18 protein-coding genes are annotated in these 25,415 nt (G+C 46.8%); 5 read left to right on the top strand and 13 right to left on the bottom strand.

The features are described from left to right. Positions 1 to 3: 3 nt before the first annotated feature. From J0A65_RS11105 to J0A65_RS11090, 4 genes are all read right to left on the bottom strand, one after another. Positions 4 to 798 carry a MurR/RpiR family transcriptional regulator gene (locus J0A65_RS11105; RefSeq protein WP_206594250.1) on the bottom strand — a complete coding sequence of 265 codons (795 nt, stop codon included), beginning with the start codon at positions 796 to 798 and terminating at the stop codon, positions 4 to 6. Between the two features lie 122 nt (positions 799 to 920). Further along, the gene (gene pbp4b, locus J0A65_RS11100; protein ID WP_232849885.1) at positions 921 to 3,389 is read right to left on the bottom strand and encodes a penicillin binding protein PBP4B; all 2,469 of its coding nucleotides are present in this window, start codon (positions 3,387 to 3,389) and stop codon (positions 921 to 923) included. A gap of 141 nt (positions 3,390 to 3,530) precedes the next feature. After that, entirely contained in the window at positions 3,531 to 6,521 is a 2,991-nt protein-coding gene (locus tag J0A65_RS11095) for a carboxypeptidase regulatory-like domain-containing protein (protein ID WP_206594249.1), read from the bottom strand. A 217-nt stretch (positions 6,522 to 6,738) separates the two neighbouring features. Next, positions 6,739 to 9,753: a TonB-dependent receptor gene (locus J0A65_RS11090; RefSeq protein ID WP_206594248.1), complete on the bottom strand. Its 3,015-nt coding sequence runs from the start codon at positions 9,751 to 9,753 to the stop codon at positions 6,739 to 6,741. Positions 9,754 to 9,943: 190 nt separating this feature from the next. Between J0A65_RS11090 and J0A65_RS11085 the strand changes: the two genes are divergently transcribed. The 3 genes from J0A65_RS11085 to J0A65_RS11075 are packed head-to-tail and all read left to right on the top strand — an operon-like array spanning position 9,944 to position 13,607. Next, on the top strand, positions 9,944 to 11,107 hold the full coding sequence (locus tag J0A65_RS11085; RefSeq protein WP_206594247.1) for a DUF819 family protein: 1,164 nt from the start codon (positions 9,944 to 9,946) through the stop codon (positions 11,105 to 11,107). A gap of 19 nt (positions 11,108 to 11,126) precedes the next feature. Next, the gene (locus tag J0A65_RS11080) at positions 11,127 to 12,503 is read left to right on the top strand and encodes an NlpC/P60 family protein (protein ID WP_206594246.1); all 1,377 of its coding nucleotides are present in this window, start codon (positions 11,127 to 11,129) and stop codon (positions 12,501 to 12,503) included. A gap of 9 nt (positions 12,504 to 12,512) precedes the next feature. Next, the gene (locus J0A65_RS11075) at positions 12,513 to 13,607 is read left to right on the top strand and encodes a dipeptide epimerase (RefSeq protein ID WP_206594245.1); all 1,095 of its coding nucleotides are present in this window, start codon (positions 12,513 to 12,515) and stop codon (positions 13,605 to 13,607) included. 50 nt (positions 13,608 to 13,657) lie between these two features. Here J0A65_RS11075 and J0A65_RS11070 read toward each other — a convergent pair whose 3' ends face one another. From J0A65_RS11070 to J0A65_RS11030, 9 genes are all read right to left on the bottom strand, one after another. Continuing rightward, positions 13,658 to 14,332, bottom strand: a complete 675-nt coding sequence (locus tag J0A65_RS11070; RefSeq protein ID WP_206594244.1) for a M15 family metallopeptidase — start codon at positions 14,330 to 14,332, stop codon at positions 13,658 to 13,660. Next, entirely contained in the window at positions 14,329 to 15,723 is a 1,395-nt protein-coding gene (locus J0A65_RS11065; protein WP_232849884.1) for a Na+/H+ antiporter NhaC family protein, read from the bottom strand. Before J0A65_RS11065 ends, J0A65_RS11070 begins: the two co-directional genes overlap by 4 nt. Before the next feature lie 150 nt (positions 15,724 to 15,873). Beyond that, positions 15,874 to 17,229, bottom strand: a complete 1,356-nt coding sequence (gene prsR, locus J0A65_RS11060) for a PEP-CTERM-box response regulator transcription factor (RefSeq protein ID WP_206594243.1) — start codon at positions 17,227 to 17,229, stop codon at positions 15,874 to 15,876. Positions 17,230 to 17,244: 15 nt separating this feature from the next. Then, positions 17,245 to 19,287, bottom strand: a complete 2,043-nt coding sequence (gene prsK / locus J0A65_RS11055; RefSeq protein ID WP_206594242.1) for an XrtA/PEP-CTERM system histidine kinase PrsK — start codon at positions 19,285 to 19,287, stop codon at positions 17,245 to 17,247. A gap of 54 nt (positions 19,288 to 19,341) precedes the next feature. Further along, on the bottom strand, positions 19,342 to 20,418 hold the full coding sequence (locus J0A65_RS11050) for a nucleotidyltransferase family protein (RefSeq protein ID WP_206594241.1): 1,077 nt from the start codon (positions 20,416 to 20,418) through the stop codon (positions 19,342 to 19,344). Continuing rightward, complete coding sequence (locus J0A65_RS11045) at positions 20,411 to 21,328, bottom strand: HprK-related kinase A (protein WP_206594240.1); 918 nt, start codon at positions 21,326 to 21,328, stop codon at positions 20,411 to 20,413. Before J0A65_RS11045 ends, J0A65_RS11050 begins: the two co-directional genes overlap by 8 nt. After that, positions 21,325 to 21,582 (bottom strand): hypothetical protein, encoded by a 258-nt coding sequence (locus J0A65_RS11040; RefSeq protein WP_206594239.1) that lies wholly within the window; start codon positions 21,580 to 21,582, stop codon positions 21,325 to 21,327. Before J0A65_RS11040 ends, J0A65_RS11045 begins: the two co-directional genes overlap by 4 nt. Before the next feature lie 33 nt (positions 21,583 to 21,615). Further along, positions 21,616 to 22,383, bottom strand: coding sequence for a hypothetical protein (locus J0A65_RS11035; protein WP_206594238.1), 768 nt, complete (start codon positions 22,381 to 22,383; stop codon positions 21,616 to 21,618). A 154-nt stretch (positions 22,384 to 22,537) separates the two neighbouring features. After that, positions 22,538 to 23,290 (bottom strand): S1 family peptidase, encoded by a 753-nt coding sequence (locus J0A65_RS11030; protein WP_206594237.1) that lies wholly within the window; start codon positions 23,288 to 23,290, stop codon positions 22,538 to 22,540. A 307-nt stretch (positions 23,291 to 23,597) separates the two neighbouring features. On the opposite strand from J0A65_RS11030, the gene J0A65_RS11025 reads away from it, so the two are divergent. Next, a complete protein-coding gene (locus J0A65_RS11025) occupies positions 23,598 to 24,404 on the top strand; it encodes a PEP-CTERM/exosortase system-associated acyltransferase (RefSeq protein WP_206594236.1) in 807 nt (268 codons plus the stop codon). Between the two features lie 55 nt (positions 24,405 to 24,459). Next, positions 24,460 to 25,344, top strand: coding sequence for a ThiF family adenylyltransferase (locus J0A65_RS11020; RefSeq protein ID WP_206594235.1), 885 nt, complete (start codon positions 24,460 to 24,462; stop codon positions 25,342 to 25,344). Positions 25,345 to 25,415: the final 71 nt, after the last annotated feature.

Below are 25,415 nucleotides of genomic sequence, written 5' to 3'. Positions count from 1 at the left end.
AAATTAACCTTTCCCTACCCCTTTTTGCAGGGACAATACCAGCAAGTCCACCAAGTAAGAGAGATTGATAGCTTGCGGTGGTACCACAACGTCTGGATGATGACTGTCCACCAGCATTTGCAAGGTAATATCGCACAAACTGGGCAAGCGCGTATCTCCGTATTTACAAATGCCAATGATTTTAGCCCTGTGACTACGATTGATTCTAATAAGCTCTTGTAGGTGACTATCACTGTCATCAATACTAATTACCACCAACACCTTGTTATCGACAGCTTGCTCAGCCAACAATAGATCCAGGCGCTGATCGCTTACATGCTGAACTTGCTTGGGCAACTGACATAACCCTTGTGCAAGTCGAGTCGCAGGATAATGGCCCTCACCGGTTCCTTGTACTTGTATGCATGTGGCATTAATTAATACTGCCAGCGCCTGGCTAAAGGCATCAGATATTTCCACTTCTGCCAGGTAGTCAATGGTCTTCATGGCTTCCTGGCGGATAAGATCGCTGATGAGTTCCCTCTCATCATTGCTGTCAAATGAGCCGTTTTGGTTTTGCAGGCCCAGGCCCCTGGCCAGGCTTTCATTAACCGCCAGTTTTAGGTCAGGATAACCCCGATACCCCATCTTCTGGCTAAACTTAACCACACTGGATTGGCTGACCCCCACCGCATTGGCTAATTGCTGTGATGAGTAATCACGCAATAAGTGGGTATTATCCAATATAAAGTCAGCCAGCCTTTTCTCACTGGACGACATGTTTTCGCGCATGGCTTGCATCTTTAATAAACAGGTCAAATTCTCTCCCTAGCGCCTCTGTACCCAGCTTCTGGTCATGCATTTTTTTATTAAGGGTATAACGCCATAGCATAACTGTTTTTTTGCTTGGATCATCCCTTAATTCCTTACTATTAAAAGATTTACGGCTTACCTAAAATGGCTTCATAAACCAGTGAAATCACACTGCCATAGCGTCCTGTTTCAAACTCATCGCCACTGAAACCATAGCCGTTTTCCAAGTCAACAATCGGGCTATGCTTTCTATTGGTCAGCAGAATAATGGCAAGGTCGTAGGCAGGATCGACTACGGTCACCGTGCCAGTCCAACCTGTGTGACCAATGGCTAGCGGGCTGGCATAAGGGCCAAAATGCCATGCCCTTTCCCCATTACCGGCACGACGCCAGCCCAAGCCCTGGGTGATATCAGCGTCGGAGGCTTTAGCAAACTGATCAAGTACATTGGCACTGAATACCTGCTGTTGCCCGTAACCACCGCGATTCAGCAGAATCTGGGTGAGGACCGCCATATCTGACACAGTTGAAAACATGCCGGCATGGCCGGAAACGCCGCCCATTGCGTAAAAAGCTTTCTCATCATGCACTTCCCCCTGCAAGGTATAAGTACGGATATTGTCAAAGCTCAGGCGACCGTCACGGCTGTTCCCCTGCAGCTCGGTGGCGGCAAACTGGCCCTTGCTAAATCCCTTATGCAAGGGGTTAAACACCGTATTGGTTAATCCAAGCGGCTGAAAAATCTGCGTTTCCACGTAAGCATCAAGGGGCATACCTGAGATACGTTCAATTAAAAGCCCGAGCAGCATATAGTCGGTATCGCTGTATAAAGTGCGAACATGTCGGCCGGTTTCAAAAGGCACCTGAGATATCAGCAATTGCTCGGTACGCGCCTTATTCTGGGAGAAAAATCGCTCGCCCAAGGCATTATTGCGGTCAAAGAAGCGCACTTCGCTGGCGTATCCCGCCGTATGCTCAAGTAGATCTTTTACCGTTCTGACACTGCGCCCACCGCCTTTATACTCAGGAATGTAATCGGCAATAGGGCTATTGATATCCAGCTTCCCCTGGCTCACCAGTTTCATCAGTGCATAGTTGGTCGCATACATTTTGGTGTTTGAAGCCATATCAAACAGGGTATTGGCGCGCATAGGCTGTGGGTTTGCCAGTAGCTGGCCATTTTCATCATAACGCTTTTGATAACCATAGGCCGTTTGCTTCACCACTTTGCCGTCTTTTATCACCATCAGTACGGCACCAGGGAAGCCTTTGGCAATATCATCCTGAATCAGGGTATCAACGGCTTTAAAGTTGTAAGCCTTGTTGTCTGCTGGCTGTAATTGTGGATAAGGAATAGTGACGCGAATACTCGCCCCCTGCGGCTGCACATTGGCAATTTTCAGTGTGTTAGTGCCGTTATGCGTGCGTTTTGACAGGGAATAGCGATATTGCTGATTAGCTGCAAATGGCTGCTGAATATTCAGCTTTTGATCATTGATATAGATATCCGCACTTTGCGCATCCTGACTATCGATAATAATTTCGCCCTGACCCGCATAGGCTTTAAATACCCGACGATCATTAATAAATACTCTGGTGCTGGGCTCTGGCTGGGGGAAAACTTCGTCTATCTGCCCACGCAATACCTGGGTTATCAAAACTGGCTCGGCCACTTGTTCTTTGGCATAGCGGCTCATTAAGCGTTCCAGTTTCTTAGGGAAATACTTATCCAGTAAAGCGAATAAAACTGCGGCCGTTTTATCCGACGCTTCACCACTTACATGCCAGGGTAAGAAGTGCATTTGGAAGGCTGATAATGTGTCTAAGGTCTGACCATCCATTTCGCCTGTTTCCAGAATGCCGTAACCATAGGCACGCAGCGCTGATTGCAACAAACTGAGGCTGGGTGGGGTATGACTAAACTGCTGCCAGTACGTATTTACCGTATCATTGTCATACCAAGCGCCAATACCTTCTTTATATAACTGATACCAGGGAAAGCGCGGACCGGGATCATTCTTACGACTGGGCGTAATATCTGAATGACCTATTACCTGGGTTGGACCGATATCAGGGTTACGCGCCAAAATCTGCTTAGACAACTTGACTAAAAGTTCAATCTGTTTGGGATCATAGTCTGGGAAAATACACAGGCGCCCGTCACCATGTTCGCTGCTTTGCTCGGGGTCCATAAAATGATGGCCCATAGGGCGCTCACAACGGGGAACGTTAACAATTTCAATGCCGATGGACTGGTCATTAAGATCTTCCCGGCCCTGCCAATAGCTTCTGCCAGCATGCCAGGCTCTGTCGTGTTCATCGACCAATTGGTAAACCTGCAAATCATCGCCGCCTGGGTAGCTTGGATCAAATCGTTCAGGAATCAGGTAGTGAGAGCTCACATGTTTACCCGTTACCAGCGCATTCACCGATTTTTGATAATCAATGGCGGTAAAATGCATGACCAGGAACTGTACTCTGTGGTTATAGCTTTGTGATGGCATTTGCTGCACTGAAAAGCTACTGCATCCTACCAAACCTACCATGGCGGCAACCCCAACCAAGGTACGGCGAATAATTCCCTTCTGAAACGGCATAGTGATCTCTTATCTTAGTTTACTTGTGTAGTGTACTGCTCAGTCTCGCCTCCGCAGAAGTGGCGAACTGCTTAAAAAAAATCCCCGACCAACGGCGAGGATTTTGAGTATGGCCCTGCAAAGCAGGGCCGGTTATTTTGCTTAGAATTCCACCGCCACAGAAACCTGTAACCTACGAGGATTGTAGTATCTACGAGGCTCTCCGAAGGTATCGGAGAACGCGTATGGATTAAAGCTATAGCCAGTTTGACGGTCGAACACGTTAAACAGGTCAGCTCTGAACTTCAGCACAAAATCATCGGTCAATTGATAATCCTGGGTATAGTTCAAATCCAATTGCCAGTGGCTAGGTCCACGACGACTGCCTGCTGGCTCACCATAACGGTTAGTCGCTGATACAGTACTGGCATAGCCATATATGGTTGGATCCCATTTTTCCCATGGCTGACCAGATTGGTACAACAAGTAAGCACCAATATTGGCATTCCAGTCGGTGGTGTAGTAACCGAACACTTTTAACAAATGCGGCTTATCGCTACTTAGCGTCCCATATTTGTTGTCCCAGGAATAACGTCCGTTACCATCGTTGTAGTTTGACGAGCCAACAAAGGTATTGGCGTCATTCGTCTGCGTCGTATTGTCCTGGTCAAAGTTACCGTAGTAATGGCTCCATACATAGGACGCATTCAGATAAGTGTTGTCACCATTCCATTCTGCTTCCAGGCTCAATTCCCAGTACTTGGTCTGACCATCATCAACTTCAGCAATAACGTAGGAAGAACCGCCAATTTCGGCTCGGATGTCAGCCAGGTTATCTACGTAAAGACCTCTGTCAGCAATGTGTGCAGGAACGGAACCACTGCCATAAGTACCGGACAAGCGCGCGGTATTAGGCACATCTTCCCAGAAATGCGATCCCTCACGATATCTGGCGTGACCGCGCAGGAACCATTCATCTGTCAGCTGTTTAGTGGTACCAATGGTAAACTCATCAATACGACGAGGCTGCATATTGTCCTGGAAGGCTTTACCAGACGAGCCTTCCCTTGGGGTCGACTCGATATAGTTACCATCTTTATCAAACCACACTTCTAATTGAGGACGAGCGTTTCTATCCCAGGACGCGGCTCGGGCTAAAGAACTGGCCTCAGGATTGTACTGGGCAAAGTTAGCAAATACGGTATTTTCACCATCATAACGCCACTCCACCCCTAAACGCGGTTGAATCAAATCTTTCCAGTCAATTGAGTACATCTTGTATTTATTGCCTGGTGCAACCTCAAAACCTGAAACCGTACCATCTTTAGGACGTAAACCCTGACCGTAGTAAGTATCTTTACTGATCAGTACGCCGATATTATAGGTAAAGTCGCCATGTTCGATGGTGTCATTGATTTCGAAGCTATAGGTTTCAATGGAAGACACAATGGATGGCACCGAGCTTTCAATATCACCAAAAGTGGATTGCTGGGTATAGCTACGATAATAGATTGGGCTACCATCCGTTGCAGTCTCAAGGCCCCCAATATAAGAGATAGATCCCCAGCCATTGGAATCCCGAATCAACTCTTCTTCACTTTCCATCCACTTAAAGCCGAAGTGCAGGTTGTGGGTTGATTCTCCGAGCATCATTTCATGCTTAAGTGCTGTCTCGAAGGTGTCACGATAGAAGTTAATATTATCGTATTGGAAGAAACCGCCGACGCCACCGCCGCCGCGACGAACACCATTTTCCTGATAACCGTATTTATCAATCAAGGCTTGTGCACCAGCGTTATCAAAACCTTCATCAGATTTTAACTCCGGTACGTTCAAATACCCCATTTGATCAAGGTTAGCCAGATCCAAGGAGCCACCAATAGTAGGAACGACGCTCAACTTAGTATCAGGTACACCTGCGGTTTCCAGCTTGAATTCACTGTACTGAAAACTCAGTGTGGTGTAGTCATCGATAATATATGAACCATCGAAAATCAATACGTCCTGGTCAGCAGTATTACCCGCAGAGGCTGAATCAGCTTCATACTGACCAATAGAAGCGGCCGTTTCTTCCTTTTCAGACGTTCTATAGCTTAAATTGAGCAGCAACTCATAGGTTGGAGCCCAGGTTAACTTACCAAAGTACTCGTCCCTGACACTCTTATAAGGCTTAACGTCGCCATAAGCTGTGGTTTTGCTCTGTCCGTCTTCTTCCGGACGATAGTAAGAAGCATAGAAAAACAGTTCATCTTCAATTAGCGGGCCACCAAAGTTAGCGGTTACCCAGCTTTTGTCGACTTCCTGATCAATACCTTCTTCAGGGCTAGCAGAAAAATTGGCATCTTGAAGTTTATATTCGATCTTGCCTCTAAATTCATTGGTACCAGACTTTGATTTGGTATTCATGGCAAAACCGCCAGAGCGGTTAAAACCAATGGCTTTGGCACCACCACGCTCCATAGACACCATTTCGATATCATGAGTGGAAGGCTCAGAAGCCAGGTTACCAAACAACGGCAGTGACACATCAACGCCATCAAAACCGTACTTATTATCCACACCCGAACCACCGGCTGCAGGACCTAAGGTGCTGTTTTCTGAATACTGAACACCGGGAACTAACTTAAACAGATCACGATAACTTTGTCCTACCGGCAAGCCTTCAACGACGTCGTCACCGATAGAGTTAGTCAGAGAGGAGTTACCTTCACGAACAATGGCGCTACCGATAATTTGGATGACCTCGGTATCATCAGCGCTTGCAGGTGCCAACACGATACTGACGTTCGATACCTGATCCAGTAATACATTCGCCACCGCCTTACGTTCGGTACCATCGGCGGCCTTAAAGGTCAGCTCATAGCGTCCAGGAATCAAAAGTGGCAGGTTATAACTACCATCTTCTGAGGTCGTCGCCGTGCGCGGCTTTGGCATCACATTACTGGTTGCAGTTACCGTTACGCCAGCCACCGCAGCGCCTTGCTCACCTACGACTTTTCCTTTAATCCCACCAGCCTGCTGAGCCACAGCCGGAGCGCATACCATTGCACTCGCCAACGCCAGGGCAGACATGGAGTAAAGAGGTGTACGTAACGCCCTTCTTGTTGCCAATGCCAGGCGCCTTTTGTTAAAAGCAGATTTGTTGAGTTTCATGTTTAGGTTATCCCAGGTTCAGTTGTACTTTTTATTCAATGCACTTGTTGTCAGCTTATTACTTAGCTGACTTAAACCTAGCACCATTTTAACAAGATTTAAATATTTTATTCCTAACATCGGACTACTTGGAAATAAGTATTTCGAATAGACAAACCCTGGCCACACACTAATTAAAAAGGGGCAATAAATGCCCCTTTTGATCTACAAACAGCGATTAGAATCGGATTGAAGCGCTTAGCTGCATAGAGCGTTGGCCCTGCAAAGCAGTTGCTACTCCGAAGTCATCGTTGGGAATCCCCACACTATCCACTTCGGTAAGGAACTGATCCGTGCGTGTAACAACCTGAGTATTGAAGACGTTGAAAACATCCAGCGATACCCTGGTATCCATGCCCGCAATTTGTGTCTTGTAAGACAATCTGGCATCCAGGGAGATCAGCCAATCAGTGCGGCCATATGAGCCTCTGGGTATCGCATTATAAACGCGGCTGGCACTGTCATCGCCTGCACAATTCTCCACACAAACCCAGTTCATATAGTAATGCTCATCCTCTGTATACGGATTCCCTACTCCTCTCACATTCAAGGGCCGACCAGAAGACATATTCAGCGAGGAAGAAATAGTCCATTGATCTGTCACTGCATAAGCACCACGCAGTTTGAATTGATGGCGTACATCATTGGGCAGGTTACCGTAGCCACCGACCAGATACATTGGATCGTCACCATATTCCAACCAACCAGCCACATTGTTAGTAGTATCGCTGTTTACCCCACCTTCGTAGTTACCCCAGCTATGCGCCCAGGTATAAGAACCATAGAATGACCAAAGGTCATCCCATTGCTTTTCCAATACCAGCTCCATGGCACCATATTTTCTAAATGGTACCGGACTACCTATATCCTGATCAGTTTTATTCTGCGCATGGCCGGCCTGAATCTGCTCTTTACCCAAATCCACTTCCACCGTTTGCATCTGACCATTACATTCCAGTTGCAGGCTGATGACTTTACCGGGGTTACCAATCAACCAGGTGCCGGGTGAGTTGCAGTCCCCCCAATCACGGTAAACTTTCATGTCTTCCACCGCGTTTTCGAATTTACGGTAGATCAAACGGCCTCCCAGACGCCAGTCCTGATTCAGCATGGTTTCCATCCCCAGAATCACTTCATCCTGGAAACTGGCTTCCAAGTCGTTATCAATTCGGTAACTTTGGTCTTCAGCCGCTTCCACCGCACCAAACTCTATGGCCTCACCGATAATGGGGCCAAGATTAGGCGTAAGATTCGTCTGGCCGGTTGAAATCACATTTTCGGTAAAGCCCCCCTGCCATACACCGTCAACCAACAAGCCGCCTTCCATGTAATAGTAGTTGGAAACATCCACAGTACCGCCACCTTCACGCGCCACCAATGAATTAGGTAGCGGATAGTAATAACGTCCGAGGTTAGCAAATACCTTGGTTTCACCATCACCACTGACGTCCCAGGCAAAGCCTGCCCGCGGAGAGAACATACCATCGACCTTCATAAAGCCAGTTCCCCCGGCACCTGTGGTGTCGAACTCGTCGTACCTGGCCCCCAAGGTTAATGTGATGGTATCGGTGACCGACCAGATATCTTCAACGTAAAAGGCTGACGTTTCGGTTTCAAAATTACCAAATGTCTTGCGGGTACGTGCCCTCACGTAGTAGTCGTATTCATCGCTGAGGGTTTCACCGTTCAACGAACCGCCCGGTACCACATCTCGAATTTCATAGCGGGTAGCTGTAGTGCCAGGATAGGCGCGATCCATCTGGGTGATGCGGGTTTCATAATCCATACCAAAACGCAACAAATGGGCATCGGTAATGTTCCATTCAAAATCCAAACGCATGGATTCACGTTTGTTAATCCGGTCATCCGTCATACCCAGCGATGTACAACTAAGATCAAAAATAGGTCCAAGCTTGGTGTAATCCATGACACGGTTACATTCTAAGGCTGTGGTAGCATTGCTCCGATACTGACGTTCCAGCTCACCGTACATAGCCTTCATCACAAAGTCTTCGCTAAAGTGACCGGTATAGGTAGCAATATAGTTCTTACCACCGCTACTGCTTAATGTGGTCGAATCCAAAACACCGTCTTTAATGATATCCGTTGTACCATCTGACTCATCTGAAAAGGCAATAAACTCAAGCAAGTGATCGTCAGTGATATACCAGTCCAGCTTGCCGCCCCAGAAACCAGAGTCATCCTCATATTTGCTCAAGTGAGTATCGGTGCTGTTCCAGCTATCACTCTGCACCAAACGCGGTTCATATAAGGCAAAGAAAAACAGCTTGTCTTCAATGATCGGGCCGGCAGCGTAAACAGAGGCCGTTAAGCTGTCGTTACTGTCATTCTCTCGGTTAACCACCTTACGCCCTAGCTTGTCATAAGTATTCTTACCATCGCCACGTAAAGCATCCGGTGAATAGTAGACATCGGCACCAAACTCAAATTGGTTGGTACCAGATTTCACCACCGCATTGACAACGCCCCCGGTAGTTCGACCAAACTCAGCGGAATAACCGCCGGTTTTAATCTGAAAATCCTTGTAGAAAGAAAATGGAACACTGGAATAGCTGGTAGGCAGCTCAGGGTCTGTTACGTTTAAACCATTAATAAAGACTGCGTTTTCAGCACCCGATGCCCCGCCAAAAGACAAGCCACCATGGCGACCACCACCAGCCGTGCCCGGGGCAAGCAAAGCGACCGAATTAATGCTTCTGGCTACAGGCAATCGCTCCAGCTCCAGGGCTGAAATATTTAATGCTGATTCGGTGGACGTGGTATCAATCATGGCAATACGGGCACCTGATACCGAGATAACTTCCACATCGCCACTGGTCATCGTCAGTTCAAGCGTCGTGGCATTGCCTATTCCCACCGACACATTGTCCAGTTTCAGTGTTTCGTAACCGTTTTTCTGCACGGTAATCTCGTAACTACCTATTGGCAGACGGGGAAAACGGAAGCGTCCATCGGACTTAACCGTGACCGAACGTTTAATACCTGTCGCCTTGTCTACAATAGTGACCTGGGCATCTTGCAGATGCTCTGCCATCTCATTACTCACGGTTCCGTGAATGGCACCGTCGTTGTTTGCCGCCATAGCGGTACCGGCGTATTGCATCAGACTAATTCCCAGCATGCCGGATATTGCCAGACTGAGAGCCGTGCGTTTCAGTTCTTTGTTCAACATGTTATCCCCTTGATTTTATTGTTTTTCGTTTGAGCTAGTGATACCAGAGGCAAAACTGCTCTTGGATAAAATATCACCAACATGGCACTTGTAAATAATTTATTATTATTTTTGTATTGATATGAAATAATATTCCTAGATAATCATCATGTGTATTTATTAAACAAGTGCAGGAGGCCCATTGCAGAGCATGCCGTTTACTCTCATCGAATCCGTCACAGGTTTTATGACCTTGATCCTGGCCAGCGCCGGCTTATTGGCTTTGCTGGAAGAAAAGGTAGGGCGACGCTTCTTCTCCCTCGTACCTGCCGTAGTTGTGCTGTACTTTATGATTCTCTGTGCAGCCACCCTCTCAGTCTGGCAAGCCAGCCCAGCTGTAGACCAAGCTTATAAAGCAACCAAGACAAGTCTGTTGCCGGCCATGATTTTCCTGATGATGGTACAAGCGGATCTGCGCATCATTGCCAAACTAGGCCCCCGGCTACTGCTAACCTTTCTCGCAGCCTCAACGTCTATCGTTATGGCCATTATTGTTGTGTACATGCTTACCAAAAACTGGCTACCAGAGCACAGTTGGCAAACATTTGCGGCCTTAGCAGGCAGTTGGTTGGGAGGCACAGGTAACATGGTGGCGGTGCAAGGGATCTTCAGCATCAATGAAGACGCCATGGGCTATGCGCTGCTGGTGGATTCTATCGACTATGCCGTGTGGGTATTTATTCTGCTCGCCCTTACTCCCCATGCCACCAAGTTCAATCGCTGGAGTGGTGCAGACAGCGAACGGCTTTCACAGGTTGCGGCACAGTTGGACGAACAGCGCATTGCCCCCGCCAATGGCGCTTCACTGCTATTCTGGTTAGGCTGTGGCGCCTTGGTATCAACCAGCGCCATCAGTTTAGGCCAGTTGCTACCAACCAACATGTTTTTCAACAGCACGGCTTGGCAGGTGGTTATTGCCACCGGACTTGGCCTGATCGCAGCGCAAACACCACTGAAGCGATTAGGTGGAGACCGCGAATTATCCAAGCTGATGCTATTTATGCTGATTGCCTTGATCGCCTCCAGAGGCAGCATTGCAAACATCGGTCAGGCTCCCTTATTTATTCTTTCAGGCCTACTTATCCTGCTGCTGCATGCCATAGTGATGTTAATACTGGCTAAGCTATTCAAGCTGGATTTGTTTACCTGTGGCGTAGCCTCACTGGCCAATATAGGTGGGGTTGCCTCGGCGCCAATTCTTGCCGCCTCTTACTCACGCAGCCTTATCCCCGTTGGTATACTAATGGCGTTGCTGGGTTATATAGTCGGCACAGCGGGAGGCATTTTGGTTGGTAACCTGTTGCCGGCCATCTGACACTGAGAATGGAAAAACTATGATTAAGTTACACTCTTTACTATTGCTTTTTGGCTTTGCTCTTACTAGTTATCAGCCCCAAGCCTTTGCGGATACTGATGTTATTGGTATTCAACCCCAGCACCTGCATGCTGAATACTGGCAACTAAAGCAGGAAGATGCGCAGACTGTGCTGCTCAACGAGTTGCAAATTAAATCACTCAACCAACGCAGTTTTAAGCAGCAAGAAGAATTGCAGAATCTGTCCGAGTTACCCGCTCGCTTAAGTGCGGATGCTCTCAAGGCGGCCATCAACCAAATCAGTACCGTTCCCAGCAGTGACAGATTTTTTGCCGATGGCACTAAACTAAGCAGTGCAGACTATCAGCGTTATCTTGATAACCTCAACGTTGCAGCAATTAAGCCACAGAACGCGATTAGGTTTGCTTTGGTTACCGAGCGCACCAATATGCGCCGCTTTCCGTCAGCCGAGAAAACCTACAACCAAGCGATGGATCTGGATATCGACCGTTTCATTGAAACCGGGTTGTTTCCTGGCGATGCGCTGGCCATTTTGCATGAAAGTAAGGACGGCCAGTGGTATTTAGCCAGGGCTTATCATTATCTGGCCTGGTTACCTAAGTCGTCGGTTGCCTTAGGTAGCAAAGAAGAAGTGCTGGGCTACGGACAGCAGGCACCATTTGTGGTGGTCACAGGCGCCAAGGTATTTACCAACTACAACCCACAAGAACCTCAGTTATCAGAAAAACAATTGGATATGGGTGTGCGGATGCCGCTGCTGGATAACCAGTCGGTAAAACACTATTTATATGGGCAAAATCCTTACGCTAGTTATGTGGTGAAACTCCCCTATCGTGAAGAGAGTGGCCAGTTGTCCTTCAAACCGGCGTTAATCAGCCGTAACCAGGACCTTCATCAAGGTTATCTGCCGTTTAACAAAGCCAATATTATTCAGCAGGGCTTTAAGTTTTTGGGCGAACGTTATGGCTGGGGACATGATTACAACGCCAGGGACTGCACTGGCTTTGTGTCAGAAATTTATCGTACCTTCGGCATATTGATGCCGCGCAATTCCGGAGAGCAAGGGAATGGTGCGTTCGGGCAAAATATTCGTTTTGATGCAGACAGCCCGGTTCAAGACAAATTAAATGCCCTGAAAGAACTGCAAGTGGGCGATCTCATTTATATTCCTGGCCATGTTGTTATGTATCTGGGCGAGGAACAGGGTCAGCCCTATGTGATCCACGATGTGCACGGCATGTCATATGTGGATGAGCAGGGTAACTACTATCAGGGTGGTTTGAACGGCGTGTCAGTCACGCCGCTGCTGCCTTTGCACCTATCTAAGTCCACCAGTTATCTGGATCGGATTTACACCATCAAGTCTGTTCGCTAAGGGTCTTATATGAAAATCACCGATATCAAATTTGCCATGCTCAGGGTACCGCTTAAGACCCCGTTTAAAACCGCATTAAGGACAGTAGAAAAAGTCGAAGATGTCATCGTTATTGTTGAAACAGATACCGGCCATGTGGGCTACGGTGAGGCCCCTGCCACTGCGGTCATAACGGGTGACACTCATGGTTCTATTATTGAAGCCATCAAGACCATGATTAAACCCAAGCTGATTGGTGAAGAGATAGAAGATCTTAATCGAATCACGCATTTGATCCAGGGCAGCATTGTTAAAAACTACAGTGCTAAGGCTGCGGTAGAAATTGCGATCTATGACTTATTTGCTCAGCGCTACAATACCCCCTTATACAAAATTCTGGGCGGCGGTGAACCCACCATCAGCACCGACATCACCATCAGTGTCGATTACATAGATAAGATGGTAAAAGACAGTATTGATGCCGTTAACCAAGGCTTTGAGACGTTAAAGATAAAAGTCGGCAAAGACATTGGCGTGGACATAGAGCGAGTCAAAGCGATTTATGCAGCTGTAGAAGGTAAAGCATTGCTTCGTCTTGATGCCAATCAGGGTTGGACAGCCAAAGAGGCCGTATACGCGCTGACTAAACTTGAGGACGCAGGTGTGCGTCTTGAATTGGTCGAGCAACCGGTCAAAGGCTACGATCTGGAAGGTATGAAGTACATTACCGAGCGTGTACATACCCCCGTTATGGCCGATGAAAGTACCTTTGGCCCCAAAGAAGTGATAGATCTCATCAAGATGCGCGCTGCCGATATTATCAATATCAAATTGATGAAGACCGGCGGAATCTCAAATGCGATACGCATAGCAGATATCGCTGAAACCTTTGATGTTCAGTGCATGATAGGTTGTATGTTGGAAACCAGTATCAGTGTCGCGGCAGCAGCGCACCTGGCGGTAGCGAAATCTCACGTAATAACCAAAGTGGATCTGGATGGGCCATCACTCTGCGCCTTTGACCCAGTGGTCGGCAACGTGAAATTCAATGGCGCGGAAATAAGTATAGAAAACACCCCTGGATTGGGTATCAAAGAAATCAAGGGCTTGGAAATGCTTCGCTGATTTAGGCAAGAATTAAGGCCTGCCACTAAGCAGGCCTTAATAAACCCATCTTATTCAACGGGGAAATTGAAGTAAGTATCTGGGTAAGGTTGTGGTGACAAAGAGTAATGCCACCATTCCATATCGTAATTGGTGAAGCCCTGAGCTTCCATTAACGTCCGCAAGGTAAAACGATTTTGCAGTTGGGCGTCAGTGACCGATGGGTTTTCGGTATTAGACAACACATCAAACATATCAAATGGCGAACCCATATCCAGTTCTACCCATTCGCCTTGTTCGTCTTGCTCCATCAAGGTTAAATCAAGGGTCGCGCCGCGACTGTGGCCCGAGCGTTCAGCAATATACTCCCCCACCAACTTGTCTTTGCTAAGGTTCGGGTAATACGCCGCTTTAGTGGCAGTATCAGCCAAGTCCTGCGCCCAGCGCATAAAATGTGCTACGGCTTGTGTTGGCCTGTAGCAATCGAAGATCTTCAACTTATAGCCTTGCGCTTGGGCCGCCACTGACACCTTTACCAGCGCTTTGGCTGCCTTCCCCTGTAATATGCACTTGGGTGCCAGGTAACCATCAACAGGCATACCAACAAAGTTATTGCTGCCGTGATAACGGATGTCATAGACCGCATCGGGTAGCATAGCTGTCATATCGGCAAAATCTTCCGGCATCGACTGGGCCGTTGCCCAGCCAGACGTCATCATCACAGTCAGCAGGATTTTTCTTCTCATAGTCCAATCCAAAACAAACCGGCCAGCAAATAGGCCACTAGTGTTAATACACCGCAGAACAAAGCATAGGGAAGCTGCGTGCGTACGTGTTCAAGCAAGTCACAACCTGACGCTATACTACTTACAGCAGTAGTATCGGATATGGGCGAGCAATGGTCACCAAACACGCCGCCGCCCAAAATCGCTGCCAGAATTAACTCTGGCGGTAATCCCAGGTTCAACACCATTGGCATCCCGATAGGGATCAAGATGGCAAAAGTCCCCCAAGATGTACCAGTGGTAAAAGAAATCAGTCCGCCAGCCAAAAACAACAAGGCTGGGATCAAAAACAAGGGTAAGGATTCAGCTACAATGCCCGCGATAAAATCACCCGTACCGAGCGACTTTAGGCTGCTACCCAGGGCCAGTGACAGCAAAACAATACACACCAGGGGTAACAACTCTCCCATACCTTTAAAGCCGATATCGACCAGATCTTTGTGCTTAAAGCGACCTGACTGCAGCATCAAACCATAGGCCACCATACAGGCCAGAGTGGTGGAATAGAGTACAGACTTAGAACCATCCCCTTGCGTAATCTGCCCATCGCCGGTCCAGTACATAAAACCCAGCATACCCAGTACCATGGTCAGCAGCGGCACTATCATGAAGCGAGCCTTAGTCGCCTCAAAATCAATTTCACTGTGAGCCTGGTTTTGGTTGAGCAGGCGCTCCGACTCTTTCATCGGGCCATAGACCTTGCCGGTCAGGATAGTGAAAAGCACTAATAACAGGGTCAACCAGGCGTAAAAGTTCATTGGAATAGTGCCAATGAGGATAGATACAGCCGACTGCTCAGTGGGATAATTGCCTAGTAAACCCAGTACATAAGCCCCCCAGCCGTTTAACAGGATCAATATACAAATAGGTGCACTGGTACTATCGATAATATAAGCTAGCCTTGCACGGCTCATCTTAAAACGATCAAACAACCCCCGGGATAAGATACCCGCCGTTAGCACGCTGAGATTAGACTCAATAAATACAACGACCCCGGAAAAGAAGGATAGCAAGCCTACCTGGCGCTGGCTTTTGGCCACCCCTTTATTGATCAGTTTTTCCACCATAGCTGTTACGCCACCTGAATAACGCATATAGGCTAACAGTGCACCGACCAGCAGTGAAAAGATCAGGATCCGGGTGTTACCGGCTGAGCTAAAAACCGCAACAACTCGTTCCAACGTTTGAAACGGTCCCAACATACCGGCCTGAACCAGGCTGCTTCCAGATGATGCCAACAGCAACAATTCCGAACAGAACAATGAAACCATCAATGCCAGGATGACTTCCTTGCGCCAAAACACCACAACGATGGCTAGAACAGGGGGGAGAATAGTTAACCAATCAGACAAATGAACACCTTTATTTATTATTGGCCCCGAGCAGGGCGCTTTGTTTACAGAGGTTAATGGATTTTATATTCCACACAAAGTAACCAATTACAATACTTTATTCCAAGTTATCTTTGATCTGTCTGAGATCTACGTTTAACGGCAGTAATGTCAGTTGCTGGGTTTAATGTCATCCAGCCGGTACTTATCAATCAACGAGTACAAGGTCGGCCTAGTGATGCCGAGTAACTCTGCGGTTTTAGACATATTCTGTTCAGCCAAGTGCCAAGCCTGCCTGATTGCCCGGCTCTCCGCCTCTTCACGTACCTCTCGCAAATTAATATTCTGCATTGTGCCATTTTGCCCAGCCGTTAAGCCCATATCGTCGGCCTGAATCAGGTTCCCTTCGGCGAGGATAACTGCCGACTTCAACTTATTTTGCAACTCGCGAATGTTGCCTGGCCAGCGATGCTGCATCATGGCTTCAATGGCGGCCTCGCTAAAGCCTTTGACCTTGGAGCCATATTCATCTTTGTAGGCCCCCAGAAAGGTACGCGCCAACAACACCACGTCGCTGCCCCGCTCTCTGAGCGGAGGAATGCGAATAGTAATTTCACTGACCCGGTAAAATAAGTCTTCACGAAAAGTTTGCTCTGCCACCATAGATGACAGATCTCGGTGCGTGGCACAGACCACCCGAATATCCACTGGTATTTCCTGACGCCCACCAACCCGTTCGATCACCCTTTCCTGTAAAAATCGCAGCATCTTGGCCTGCAGACCTATTGGCATATCCCCTATTTCATCCAGAAACAAAGTGCCGCCCTGGGCAGTCTCTATCTTACCCGGGGTGGTTTTGTTAGCTCCGGTAAAAGCGCCTTTTTCATAACCGAATAATTCACTCTCAAGCAGGTTCTCAGGAATTGAGGCACAGTTAATCGCCACAAAAGGCTTGTTGCGCCTGGCGCTTAAGTCATGAATGGAACGAGCAAATACTTCCTTACCTGTACCACTTTCACCCAGCAAAAGTGCACTGACGTCAGTCTGAGCAATTTTTTCTGCTCTGCGGCTGGCTTGCTGAATGGATTCGCTGCTGCCAATAATTCTGCCCATAGCGGGTAGTGACTGTGCCAATTGACGGTTTTCCTGCTCCAGGTCAAACAGCGTCATGGCACGGCTAACGAGTATGCGAATGGTATCTGAATCAATAGGCTTCTGATAAAAGTCGTATGCGCCTAACTGAATGGCCTTAAGCGCATTTTCTTTATCATTGTTACCTGTGACGACGATCACCTTGGTTTGAGGCGCCAGGTTAAGAATCTCGGCTAAGGTTGCCAGCCCCTCTGAAGCATTTGCAGGATCAGGCGGCAGACCAAGATCCAAGGTCACCACTTTTGGCTCGAAACGCCGCAACTGAGCAATGGCGGATTGCCGATCATCGGCAAAAACTACTTCATAGTCGCTGAAACTCCATTTCAGTTGTTTTTGTATTCCCAGGTCGTCATCAACAACTAGCAGTGTTTCCATGTATATTATTATCCTCTACGTATCAATGGCGGCAGTCGCAGGCAGAAACAAACTGAATCTGGTACCTTGCCCGACTTGGCTTACAACCTCTATACGTCCGCCGACTTTTTCAATGTAATTTTTAGCGTCATAGGCACCAATGCCCATGCCTGCATTACCTTTTGTGGTATCAAAAGGTTTAAATAAACGGGTTGCAATAAACTCTTGGGACATACCGCACCCCGTGTCAGTAATTTCTAACAGCGCCCCTTCGTCACTTTTGCTCACCTTCACTTTTAATTCAACTGAACCGTCATCAGGTGTGGCTTGTTGCGCATTGCTAATCAAGTGATATAAAACATTACTAAACTTCTCTTCGTCCAAAATTAACTCAATTTCATCGGATTCAGCTAATTTAGGTATGGGTAATAAGCCTTGGCAACGTTCCTGAATTACTTTTTTAACAAGGTTACCTAGATTAAGCGTGCGCGTGCTACTCGGCAAGGCTTCTTTTTTCTCTGTCAGCTGCCTGAGCATTTTTTCCATACGACTTTTGGTATGCGCCAATGTTTCAAAAGTGTCTTCGATAAACTCAGGGTTATTTTTGTGCTGTTGTGCATTACACAAAATAAGGTCTATTTGCGCCAGCACATTTTTCAAGTCGTGCAAGACGAAGGCCGACATTCGGTTAAAGGCAGCAAATTGTGCATTCTCAGCCACCTCTTTGGCCGCTTCATAGTGAAAAAGATAATTTGCCACCTGGGCGATAACTGCGTTTAGATAATCACGCAATTCCCAGTCTAAGCGGATTTTTTGCTCTGATGGTGCATACAGCAATGCCACACCCCACAATTGCTCATCCCGATAAAATGGCAACACCAACTGGAAACGGCATTGATTTAGGATGGCATGGTTAACCTTGAGTCCCTCATAAACAAAAGGACGATAACGAAGTTCTTCAATATCCACCAACCAGTGCTTTTGCTGCAAAAAGACTTTAAGTTGTTCCAATACATCCTTCTCAATATCAGTGAGTGGTGGATGGCCAATAGAACTCATTATTTGCTGATTTTTACCATTAAATTTGAGCAACATACCTGACGAATAATTAATGGCCGCCATTAGGCTGTTTAATCCATTATCAAAAACCTGTCTTAAATTGTTTTCACTACCGCTTAATGACTGCGATAACTTTAGCCACTCTTCACGATAATCATACTGATTGGCAAAAAAGTGCTTGGTGATGAAGACCTTTATTCTGGCTCTGAGCGTATTGGATAAAAACAGCACAAGTAACAAGGTTAAGGACAAGAACAACAGTACCAATTGCACTGCGCCACTCCAATCCCCACCGATATATCGAATGGCATAGCCTGCAATCGCCATCACGAACAAATATCCACCTGCGAGCAACAGTAACGAACTGTGTAGCACCACATCCCGAGAGACAAAGATCTCTATGCCCCAATGTTTTATACGACGTATTGCAATCACAAGTGCAGGAAGTAGCAAGGCATAAATATAACCGCGAGCCGTCCAGAACATCGGGTCTATACTGCTAACCATGGTGGCATCAGCATACATAACAAAGTCAAATAAGCTGGTCGCCCCCAGGTACAACACCAAGGGTTTGTAATGCCATCGTTCTGAGCCAGCCTGGCGGTATAATGTCTCGAGTAAAATGAGCATCACCAGCGGGATCACGGTTTGAATGAGCAGCAGCCACTTGAAGGACAGAAATCCAGGGGCGCCTAACAGCAGTAACATAAGTGGTAAAGCGAGACTAAAAAGCGTTACTGGCTGTGAAAGCAGTGAGCTTAAACGATGTAAATCACGTTTTAACACCGAAGAGATAAACATAAGCCAAATTAATGACTTGGCACCTTCGAGGAACAACAACCAAAATGAACCGCTGACTCCGGTGGCTGCGCCTATGTGGGTCAACGCCCATAACAGGTTGGTCACCACAGCAACCAAAAGCAAGCGCTTAGGTAACCCAGGACGTCGCACAGTTAACAGCAAAAGGAAAAGCAACAGGTTACCAACAAGGCAGAGACTATATCCTATAACGTCAAGCAACGTGCATCCCCTATGAATAGTGACAAACCAAGCCAGTATACACTGCCCGTCGTATCAGATAGCTGTCTCTTGTTCGGCACTCCCTGAGATCCTCATCCAGGCTTTGCGCGCTAAATGAGGCGCCAGCAGATGCAGCGGCATACGTAACCAGTGTCCACGTAAATACAGTAAAAAATGTGCTAACTTAATACGCCATGAAGCTGTCATGCTCAATGCGTTGACCAAAACCTTGGGAAACGCCCAATCCATAAGTCCGAGAACAGGCGCAGATGGCGCCCAGCGCTGACTCCCCTGTAAAACGAAATCAGGTACCGGCGTAGCAAGTACAAGGTGAACATATCGAAGAGCGTAAAAACACAGCCGCCCCACGCCTAACTGCTCAGTCCGAGTTAACAGCTGATTCCACTGGGCTGCAGTGTCCAACTGACGAAACAGCAAGTCCAGATCGGATAGGTCTCTTAAACCTTTTTCAAACTCACTTTCCATCAGCAGATGGCAAAAAGCATGAATGATACGGTCGATAAGCGACAACACACAATGACCGTTACTGACATCAAACTGCAACTCAGTAGGGTCAAATGCATACCGACAGGTGACAGGTAATAGGCTATGGTGCACATCCAATGTCATCCCCCGCTCTCTATGGATCATCGGCGGTAATTCGTGCATCCATCGCCGATAATAGGAACGGTCATAGGCTGTCATTTTCCCCATGTTCCAGCCATGCAATCCTAGTGCGTGCTCAGCACTTGCCAACTCAGTCTTACTGATAAAAATATCGACATCTGAAAAAACCCGGCCCTCAGCCACTTTATCCTGAGCCAGATCATACGCTACGCCCTTGAGGAGCACCGGCTGAATTCCAACCATTTTCAGAGCCCGCTCGATATGCTCAACTTCAATGCGAATATCTCTACGGTGCGCCAAGCTCAGCGCATGAGCAGAGTTAAAATGCCAACTGAGCGGAGGTGGCACAAACTGAAGCAATGTCTGGGTCTTAAACAAAAAGTAAAATCTTGCAAGCAGACCTGTTTGATACCCCTGAGATAAAAACTCCTGCCACTGAGCTGGAGTAAATTCTTTTACCTCGCTAGGATTTTTAAGTGCACGAACGATCAGCTTCTCAAACATCTTGCATTAGCCCATCTAACGCATCGACTGCGGCAGTTAAATCGCCATCGTAGTCAAATCGATAGCACTGAGCCTGGTCTAAATGCCGGGATATCGCATTGAAGCCTTGCTCTGCCAAAATTGGATAGTTGAAAGACTGATTGGCTAATTGAAGGAAGGTTTCACCTTTACTAAGTTCTTGCAAGGTTCCCCCCTCGCTGCCAGCCTTAAACTTAGGAAAAACAATCAAGCCAGGGGAGGCGGTAAGATTCCAGCTTGCTACACTGCCAGGAGGTGCCTGCAACAATGCAACCGAGCCTTTCTGAGTATCTCTTACAGTACGGCTCAGATTTAAACCACTTTGAAGCCCAGCGACGATATCAATTGCTTTGTTTTTTAAACTTATTGGTCGGGGATTTGGCAACACTTGTGCCGAATGACAATCAATAATAGTGAGCTCATCTGATAGCAAGCGGAAACCACCCACACTTACCAAGGCCGCACAAAGTGTGCTTTTACCTGCTCCTGGTTGTCCTGGGAGTATCAGAGCTCGTCCGTATTTTTCAACAACAGCAGCATGAATAACTAAGGCTTGTTGAAAGTGATTGCTGACACACCAGTTTAGTCCCCATTCCATCAATGGAAGTGACTGTTCTTGCGGTAGAGGCTGAAACGGCAAATAACCATTAAAGCTAAAATTAACCTGGGGTTTGTAAAAGCGACGGTAGCCCCCCGACGGTAAAAGCTCAATATCAAAGTCTACAAATTGATCTTCACAGACCTCGGCACCAGAATAAACTCTGAGTAAGTCTGCTGCCACCTCGGTGATAGGACTGCGAATTCGCGATACAAAACGCCCAGACCTAAAACACACTCCGTCTCCAGAAAGCCTGGAATTCAGTTGTGATAAAGAATAGTCCGATAACGTCATTTCGCCTGTTCCAACAACCCGGAAGTTACAAGCTTATCAATCAAAAAGAAAAATTCGTCATCCGTACCGACAAAGTTTGTCCGAAGCTCGTCACTGGATAACGGAAAAGGGCCATTTTGGCAGAGAAAGTCAAACAGCGCTTTTGCTTGGAGAGGAAGCAGCAAAGTGCGTTTGTAGTGACCAACATACACCACCCAATGAGGTGGTGTAATATACTCGGTCAGTTGTGTTTGAGCTGCTTGAAAATACCGCAAATTCACTGCTTATTTAAATGCGGTTGGCAAAACTTAGAGTCCGTCCTGCCAAGCCTGACTACCACCGCCATCGGCAATACTGTTAAAGAACGAGCTATATTCAGTTTCGGTCATCGTATCTGACCGACCAAGTAATATTCCATTGCGCTCTAACTGATAAACAGTATCACTGCTGGCTTGGAGTATTCCTGCAGACAAATGTGAAATTTCATAGAGCAGATAGGCACCAATAATATCTTCCACGTTGGGATAGGTCAGCATCCAAGGATCAGGATTTGAACCAGCGCCGCCATTGGCCAAAAACGCTGCATTCAGAAAAGCGGCCGCTGCATGTTGGGTAATAGAATTGGTTTTTGTCTTTCCCCGTAGCTCCTGACCTAGCGTGCTAGACAGATAACTGGTAAATCCCATTGGCATGCTTTCTGGCACACCCCCCACCACTTTCCTGATGTAAGTTGAGGACAATCTGTTCGTGGTGAAAATAGATTTGAACATCGAATTAGGTGTTTCACCTGTGGCATTCCACGCCCAAGCATTAATCTGTCCATTTTGGTTTTTCCAGTTTCCTGGACTCCAGCCATTACAGGTCGCACCATCATGTACAGTCAGGGATGTTCCCAGTTGCACTGACATAAATCCTGAGATCGTGCAGCCCATCGCCATTGCAGGCCGATTAGCCAATAGCAACAGTGCTGGAGCAGCAACTCCGGCCTTCTTTAACCATTTGCGCCGACTAAGGTTTTGGCCCTCTTGATTGTTGGCCGCCTCGAGAGAGTCAACAGCTTTATATTCGTCACTCATGTCCTAATTCCTAACAAATAGATCAGCGCTGAAGAGTTCAGTAACTGAAACACAACTCACCCTATCATGCAAAAATCACACCAACTTCCAACGCGTTGTTTTTAAAAGATATTACAAACCGATAAAATCAACTTGTAAAAAAAACAGACACCGATCACTCAAGCTCAGCCATCAACGCATGTAGATATTTTACGGGTATAGAGTAGGATATACCACTTGGTGCTGAAAGCGCGGCCTCCTTACTCTCTTTCACAAATACCTTATTAATCAAGGCAACGACTTCACCTGAGTTTATGTCGTACACCGGGCTACCACTGTTACCAGGATACGCGGTGGCATCCATTTGATATACCATAAAGGGCTCTTTAAGCCTTTTCATCATCTGAATACTTAACTGTTGCGCATTAGCGCTGGGGATCACGACCGGTGTCAAGGCTGCAATCATGCCTCTGTGCGTAGCAGGGTATAGACCTAATATGGCACCAATAGGAAAACCAGTAAATGCAACATCTCTGCCATCCGGCAGGTATGTATCATCAGCCAAAGTCAGTGGCGGTAGCGAGTCCTTGATTTTTAAAATTGCCAGATCGTGTCCTGGATCCGTTTTTATGATTTCTGCTGGACTAATTTTTGGTGACTCGCCAATACCAATAAAGACAACACGTTGTTGATATGACTCGGGATCCAGAGCTTTTTCCACCACATGAAAATTAGTCACAATCAGTGTGCCATCTCCTACGGCAAACCCGGTTCCTTGTAAAACGTTTCGTGGCGATCCCATAGGATCACTGATCCCCACTCCGACAACCGATGGCTTTATCTTTGCGACAATAGTTTCAAAGCCTGATGCCGCCTGCGTTAAAGGCGCGAAGATAAGTATCAAAAAAACAAATAGCGTCCGTTTCATCCTTGTACTACCAATGTTTAGTGGTTATCAGTAAGCCTAACATTGATTGTGTATTTCGTTAAGACAACCAGATAACTTTGCTAAGATTAAACAAGCACCCAATACACCGGATATGGAAACACCAAGGTGGGTATAATTTCTTTTTTGACCTAAAACAGAAAATATTAAATAAATCACATTCTTAAACTATTTCAGGTGATAAACTTATTTTCTGATAAACAATGTTACGGCTAAATAGACATTGTTTGCCTCCTTCAGGGAGAGCCTCAGGAACTTAATAGGCGCTAAATACTTCTGGAAACTAGGAATGAAACTGATACAGCGTGCGACAAATCTTCCCGTTATTGGTGTTCTGGCAAAAAAATTGCAAAAGATGATTGCTGACAGGCACGCCAAAAGCATTGCGTCGCATTTTTCTCATTATCTCCAACCATGCTTTGTCAATACAACAGAGTTAGAAAATGAGAGCTTTAAAATCAGACATGGCGTGTACTGTGATGAACTGAAGTTTGAAGAACCACGAGAGTCCGGCTTAGAAACTGACGAATTTGATGACCACGCTTATCATTGTCTGATTCAACATAAATCCAGAGGTACTTATGCTGGAACCGTAAGAGTCATCTATTCATCCAGCGAAGACCAGAAACTACCTATAGAAAAATACTGCCAATCCGCCATAGGCAACGAGCACCTTCAACCCAGCCGTTTTGAACGTCACCGCATAGCAGAAATATCACGACTCGCTGTGCCAGCTGAATTCAGAAGACGTTCTGTTGATAAGCATCAGGGAGCCGCGACAGGTGCCATTAACATGGATATCTATTCTGAGCAGGAACTACGATGTTTTCCCTTTATCGCGGTAGGGCTCTACCTATCCGCTACCTCACTGGTGCTGCAAAAAGGTATTGACCACTGCTTTGTGATGATGGAGCCCCGACTCGCCAGAAGTTTAAGATTTGTCGGCATTCCCTTTGAGCAAATTGGGCCTGTGGTCGATTATCACGGTAAACGGGCTCCTTATCATGTGAATCCCAATCGCATACCCGAAACGTTAAGTCCTGGTTTTAAGAAACTGCTCTCCAGTATCAAAAGCGAAATGCTTAAACAGCTTTGAACCTCATTAATAGACAACACAGACTCAGCCAACAGGAAAAGAGAGAGGACAATTTATGTTTAACTACAAAGAAGCATTTTCCCGAAATATCGGCTGGGTAACGCGCGAAGAACAAGAGAAATTAAGGAACTGTCGCGTTGCTGTGGGCGGCTTGGGTGGTGTTGGCGGTGATCACAGCATAGTGTGTGCAAGGATGGGCATAGGTCATTTTCATATCTCTGATTTAGACGATTATGATCTGGCCAACTTCAATCGCCAGGCTGGTGCTTCGATGGCCACTATAGGCAAGCCCAAATCAGAGGTTATGGAAAACACCCTCAGAGGTATTAACCCTGAAGCAGAAGTTAAAAATTTTAGCGAAGGGGTCAATGACGATAATCTAGAAGCCTTTCTGGAAGGTGTAGATGTGTATATAGACAGCCTGGATATCTTTGCCCTGGATATCAGACGAAAAGTCTTCCAGCGCTGCTATGAAAAAGGAATTCCCTGTATCACTGCGGCCCCTATGGGTATGGGAACCGCCATGCTGGTATTTATGCCTGGAAAAATGAGCTTTGAAGAATATTTTTGCATGCAGGATCCAAAGCCAACCGATACCGACGAGCAGAAGCAAAGAATGTTTGAAGACAATATTATGCGTTTTGTTATTGGTGTATCTCCCTCAGTACAGCAACGGCATTACCTGGTTGAACGCAGCTCAGTGAACTTTCTTAAAAAGAAGGTACCTTCTACCTGTATGGGAATTTCTCTGGCAGCCGGCGTTTTATGCACCAATGTGCTGAAGCTCCTGCTAGATCGAGGTGAAGTTATATGTGCTCCGCATGGCCTGCACTTTGATGCTTATCGAAATAAACTAATAAAAACCTGGCGTCCCGGTGGGAACCGCAATCCTTTACAAAAACTCATGTTTTGGCGATTGAAAAACTTGCTGAAAGAATAGCAGGTTAGCATTGAGATGTGGTGGCTGCATAACAGTAAATAAAGATGCAAAAAAAACGGACACTTTAAGTG

It is taken from the genome of Bowmanella yangjiangensis, assembly GCF_017255015.1.
Lineage (GTDB): Bacteria > Pseudomonadota > Gammaproteobacteria > Enterobacterales > Alteromonadaceae > Bowmanella > Bowmanella yangjiangensis.
The sequence above is the reverse complement of the archived record's forward strand: the minus strand, read 5'-3'. Positions and strand labels throughout refer to the sequence as shown.

What these genes read in the sequence shown, in the direction of transcription:
- J0A65_RS11020 (WP_206594235.1), top strand. Translation starts at nt 24,460, where the DNA reads ATGTTTAACTACAAAGAAGCATTTTCCCGAAATATCGGCTGGGTAACG.
- J0A65_RS11035 (WP_206594238.1), bottom strand. Translation starts at nt 22,383, where the DNA reads ATGAGTGACGAATATAAAGCTGTTGACTCTCTCGAGGCGGCCAACAAT.
- J0A65_RS11045 (WP_206594240.1), bottom strand. Translation starts at nt 21,328, where the DNA reads ATGACGTTATCGGACTATTCTTTATCACAACTGAATTCCAGGCTTTCT.
- J0A65_RS11070 (WP_206594244.1), bottom strand. Translation starts at nt 14,332, where the DNA reads ATGAGAAGAAAAATCCTGCTGACTGTGATGATGACGTCTGGCTGGGCA.
- pbp4b (WP_232849885.1), bottom strand. Translation starts at nt 3,389, where the DNA reads ATGCCGTTTCAGAAGGGAATTATTCGCCGTACCTTGGTTGGGGTTGCC.
- J0A65_RS11030 (WP_206594237.1), bottom strand. Translation starts at nt 23,290, where the DNA reads ATGAAACGGACGCTATTTGTTTTTTTGATACTTATCTTCGCGCCTTTA.
- J0A65_RS11050 (WP_206594241.1), bottom strand. Translation starts at nt 20,418, where the DNA reads ATGTTTGAGAAGCTGATCGTTCGTGCACTTAAAAATCCTAGCGAGGTA.
- J0A65_RS11095 (WP_206594249.1), bottom strand. Translation starts at nt 6,521, where the DNA reads ATGAAACTCAACAAATCTGCTTTTAACAAAAGGCGCCTGGCATTGGCA.
- J0A65_RS11090 (WP_206594248.1), bottom strand. Translation starts at nt 9,753, where the DNA reads ATGTTGAACAAAGAACTGAAACGCACGGCTCTCAGTCTGGCAATATCC.
- J0A65_RS11085 (WP_206594247.1), top strand. Translation starts at nt 9,944, where the DNA reads ATGCCGTTTACTCTCATCGAATCCGTCACAGGTTTTATGACCTTGATC.
- prsR (WP_206594243.1), bottom strand. Translation starts at nt 17,229, where the DNA reads ATGGAAACACTGCTAGTTGTTGATGACGACCTGGGAATACAAAAACAA.
- J0A65_RS11025 (WP_206594236.1), top strand. Translation starts at nt 23,598, where the DNA reads ATGAAACTGATACAGCGTGCGACAAATCTTCCCGTTATTGGTGTTCTG.
- J0A65_RS11080 (WP_206594246.1), top strand. Translation starts at nt 11,127, where the DNA reads ATGATTAAGTTACACTCTTTACTATTGCTTTTTGGCTTTGCTCTTACT.
- J0A65_RS11075 (WP_206594245.1), top strand. Translation starts at nt 12,513, where the DNA reads ATGAAAATCACCGATATCAAATTTGCCATGCTCAGGGTACCGCTTAAG.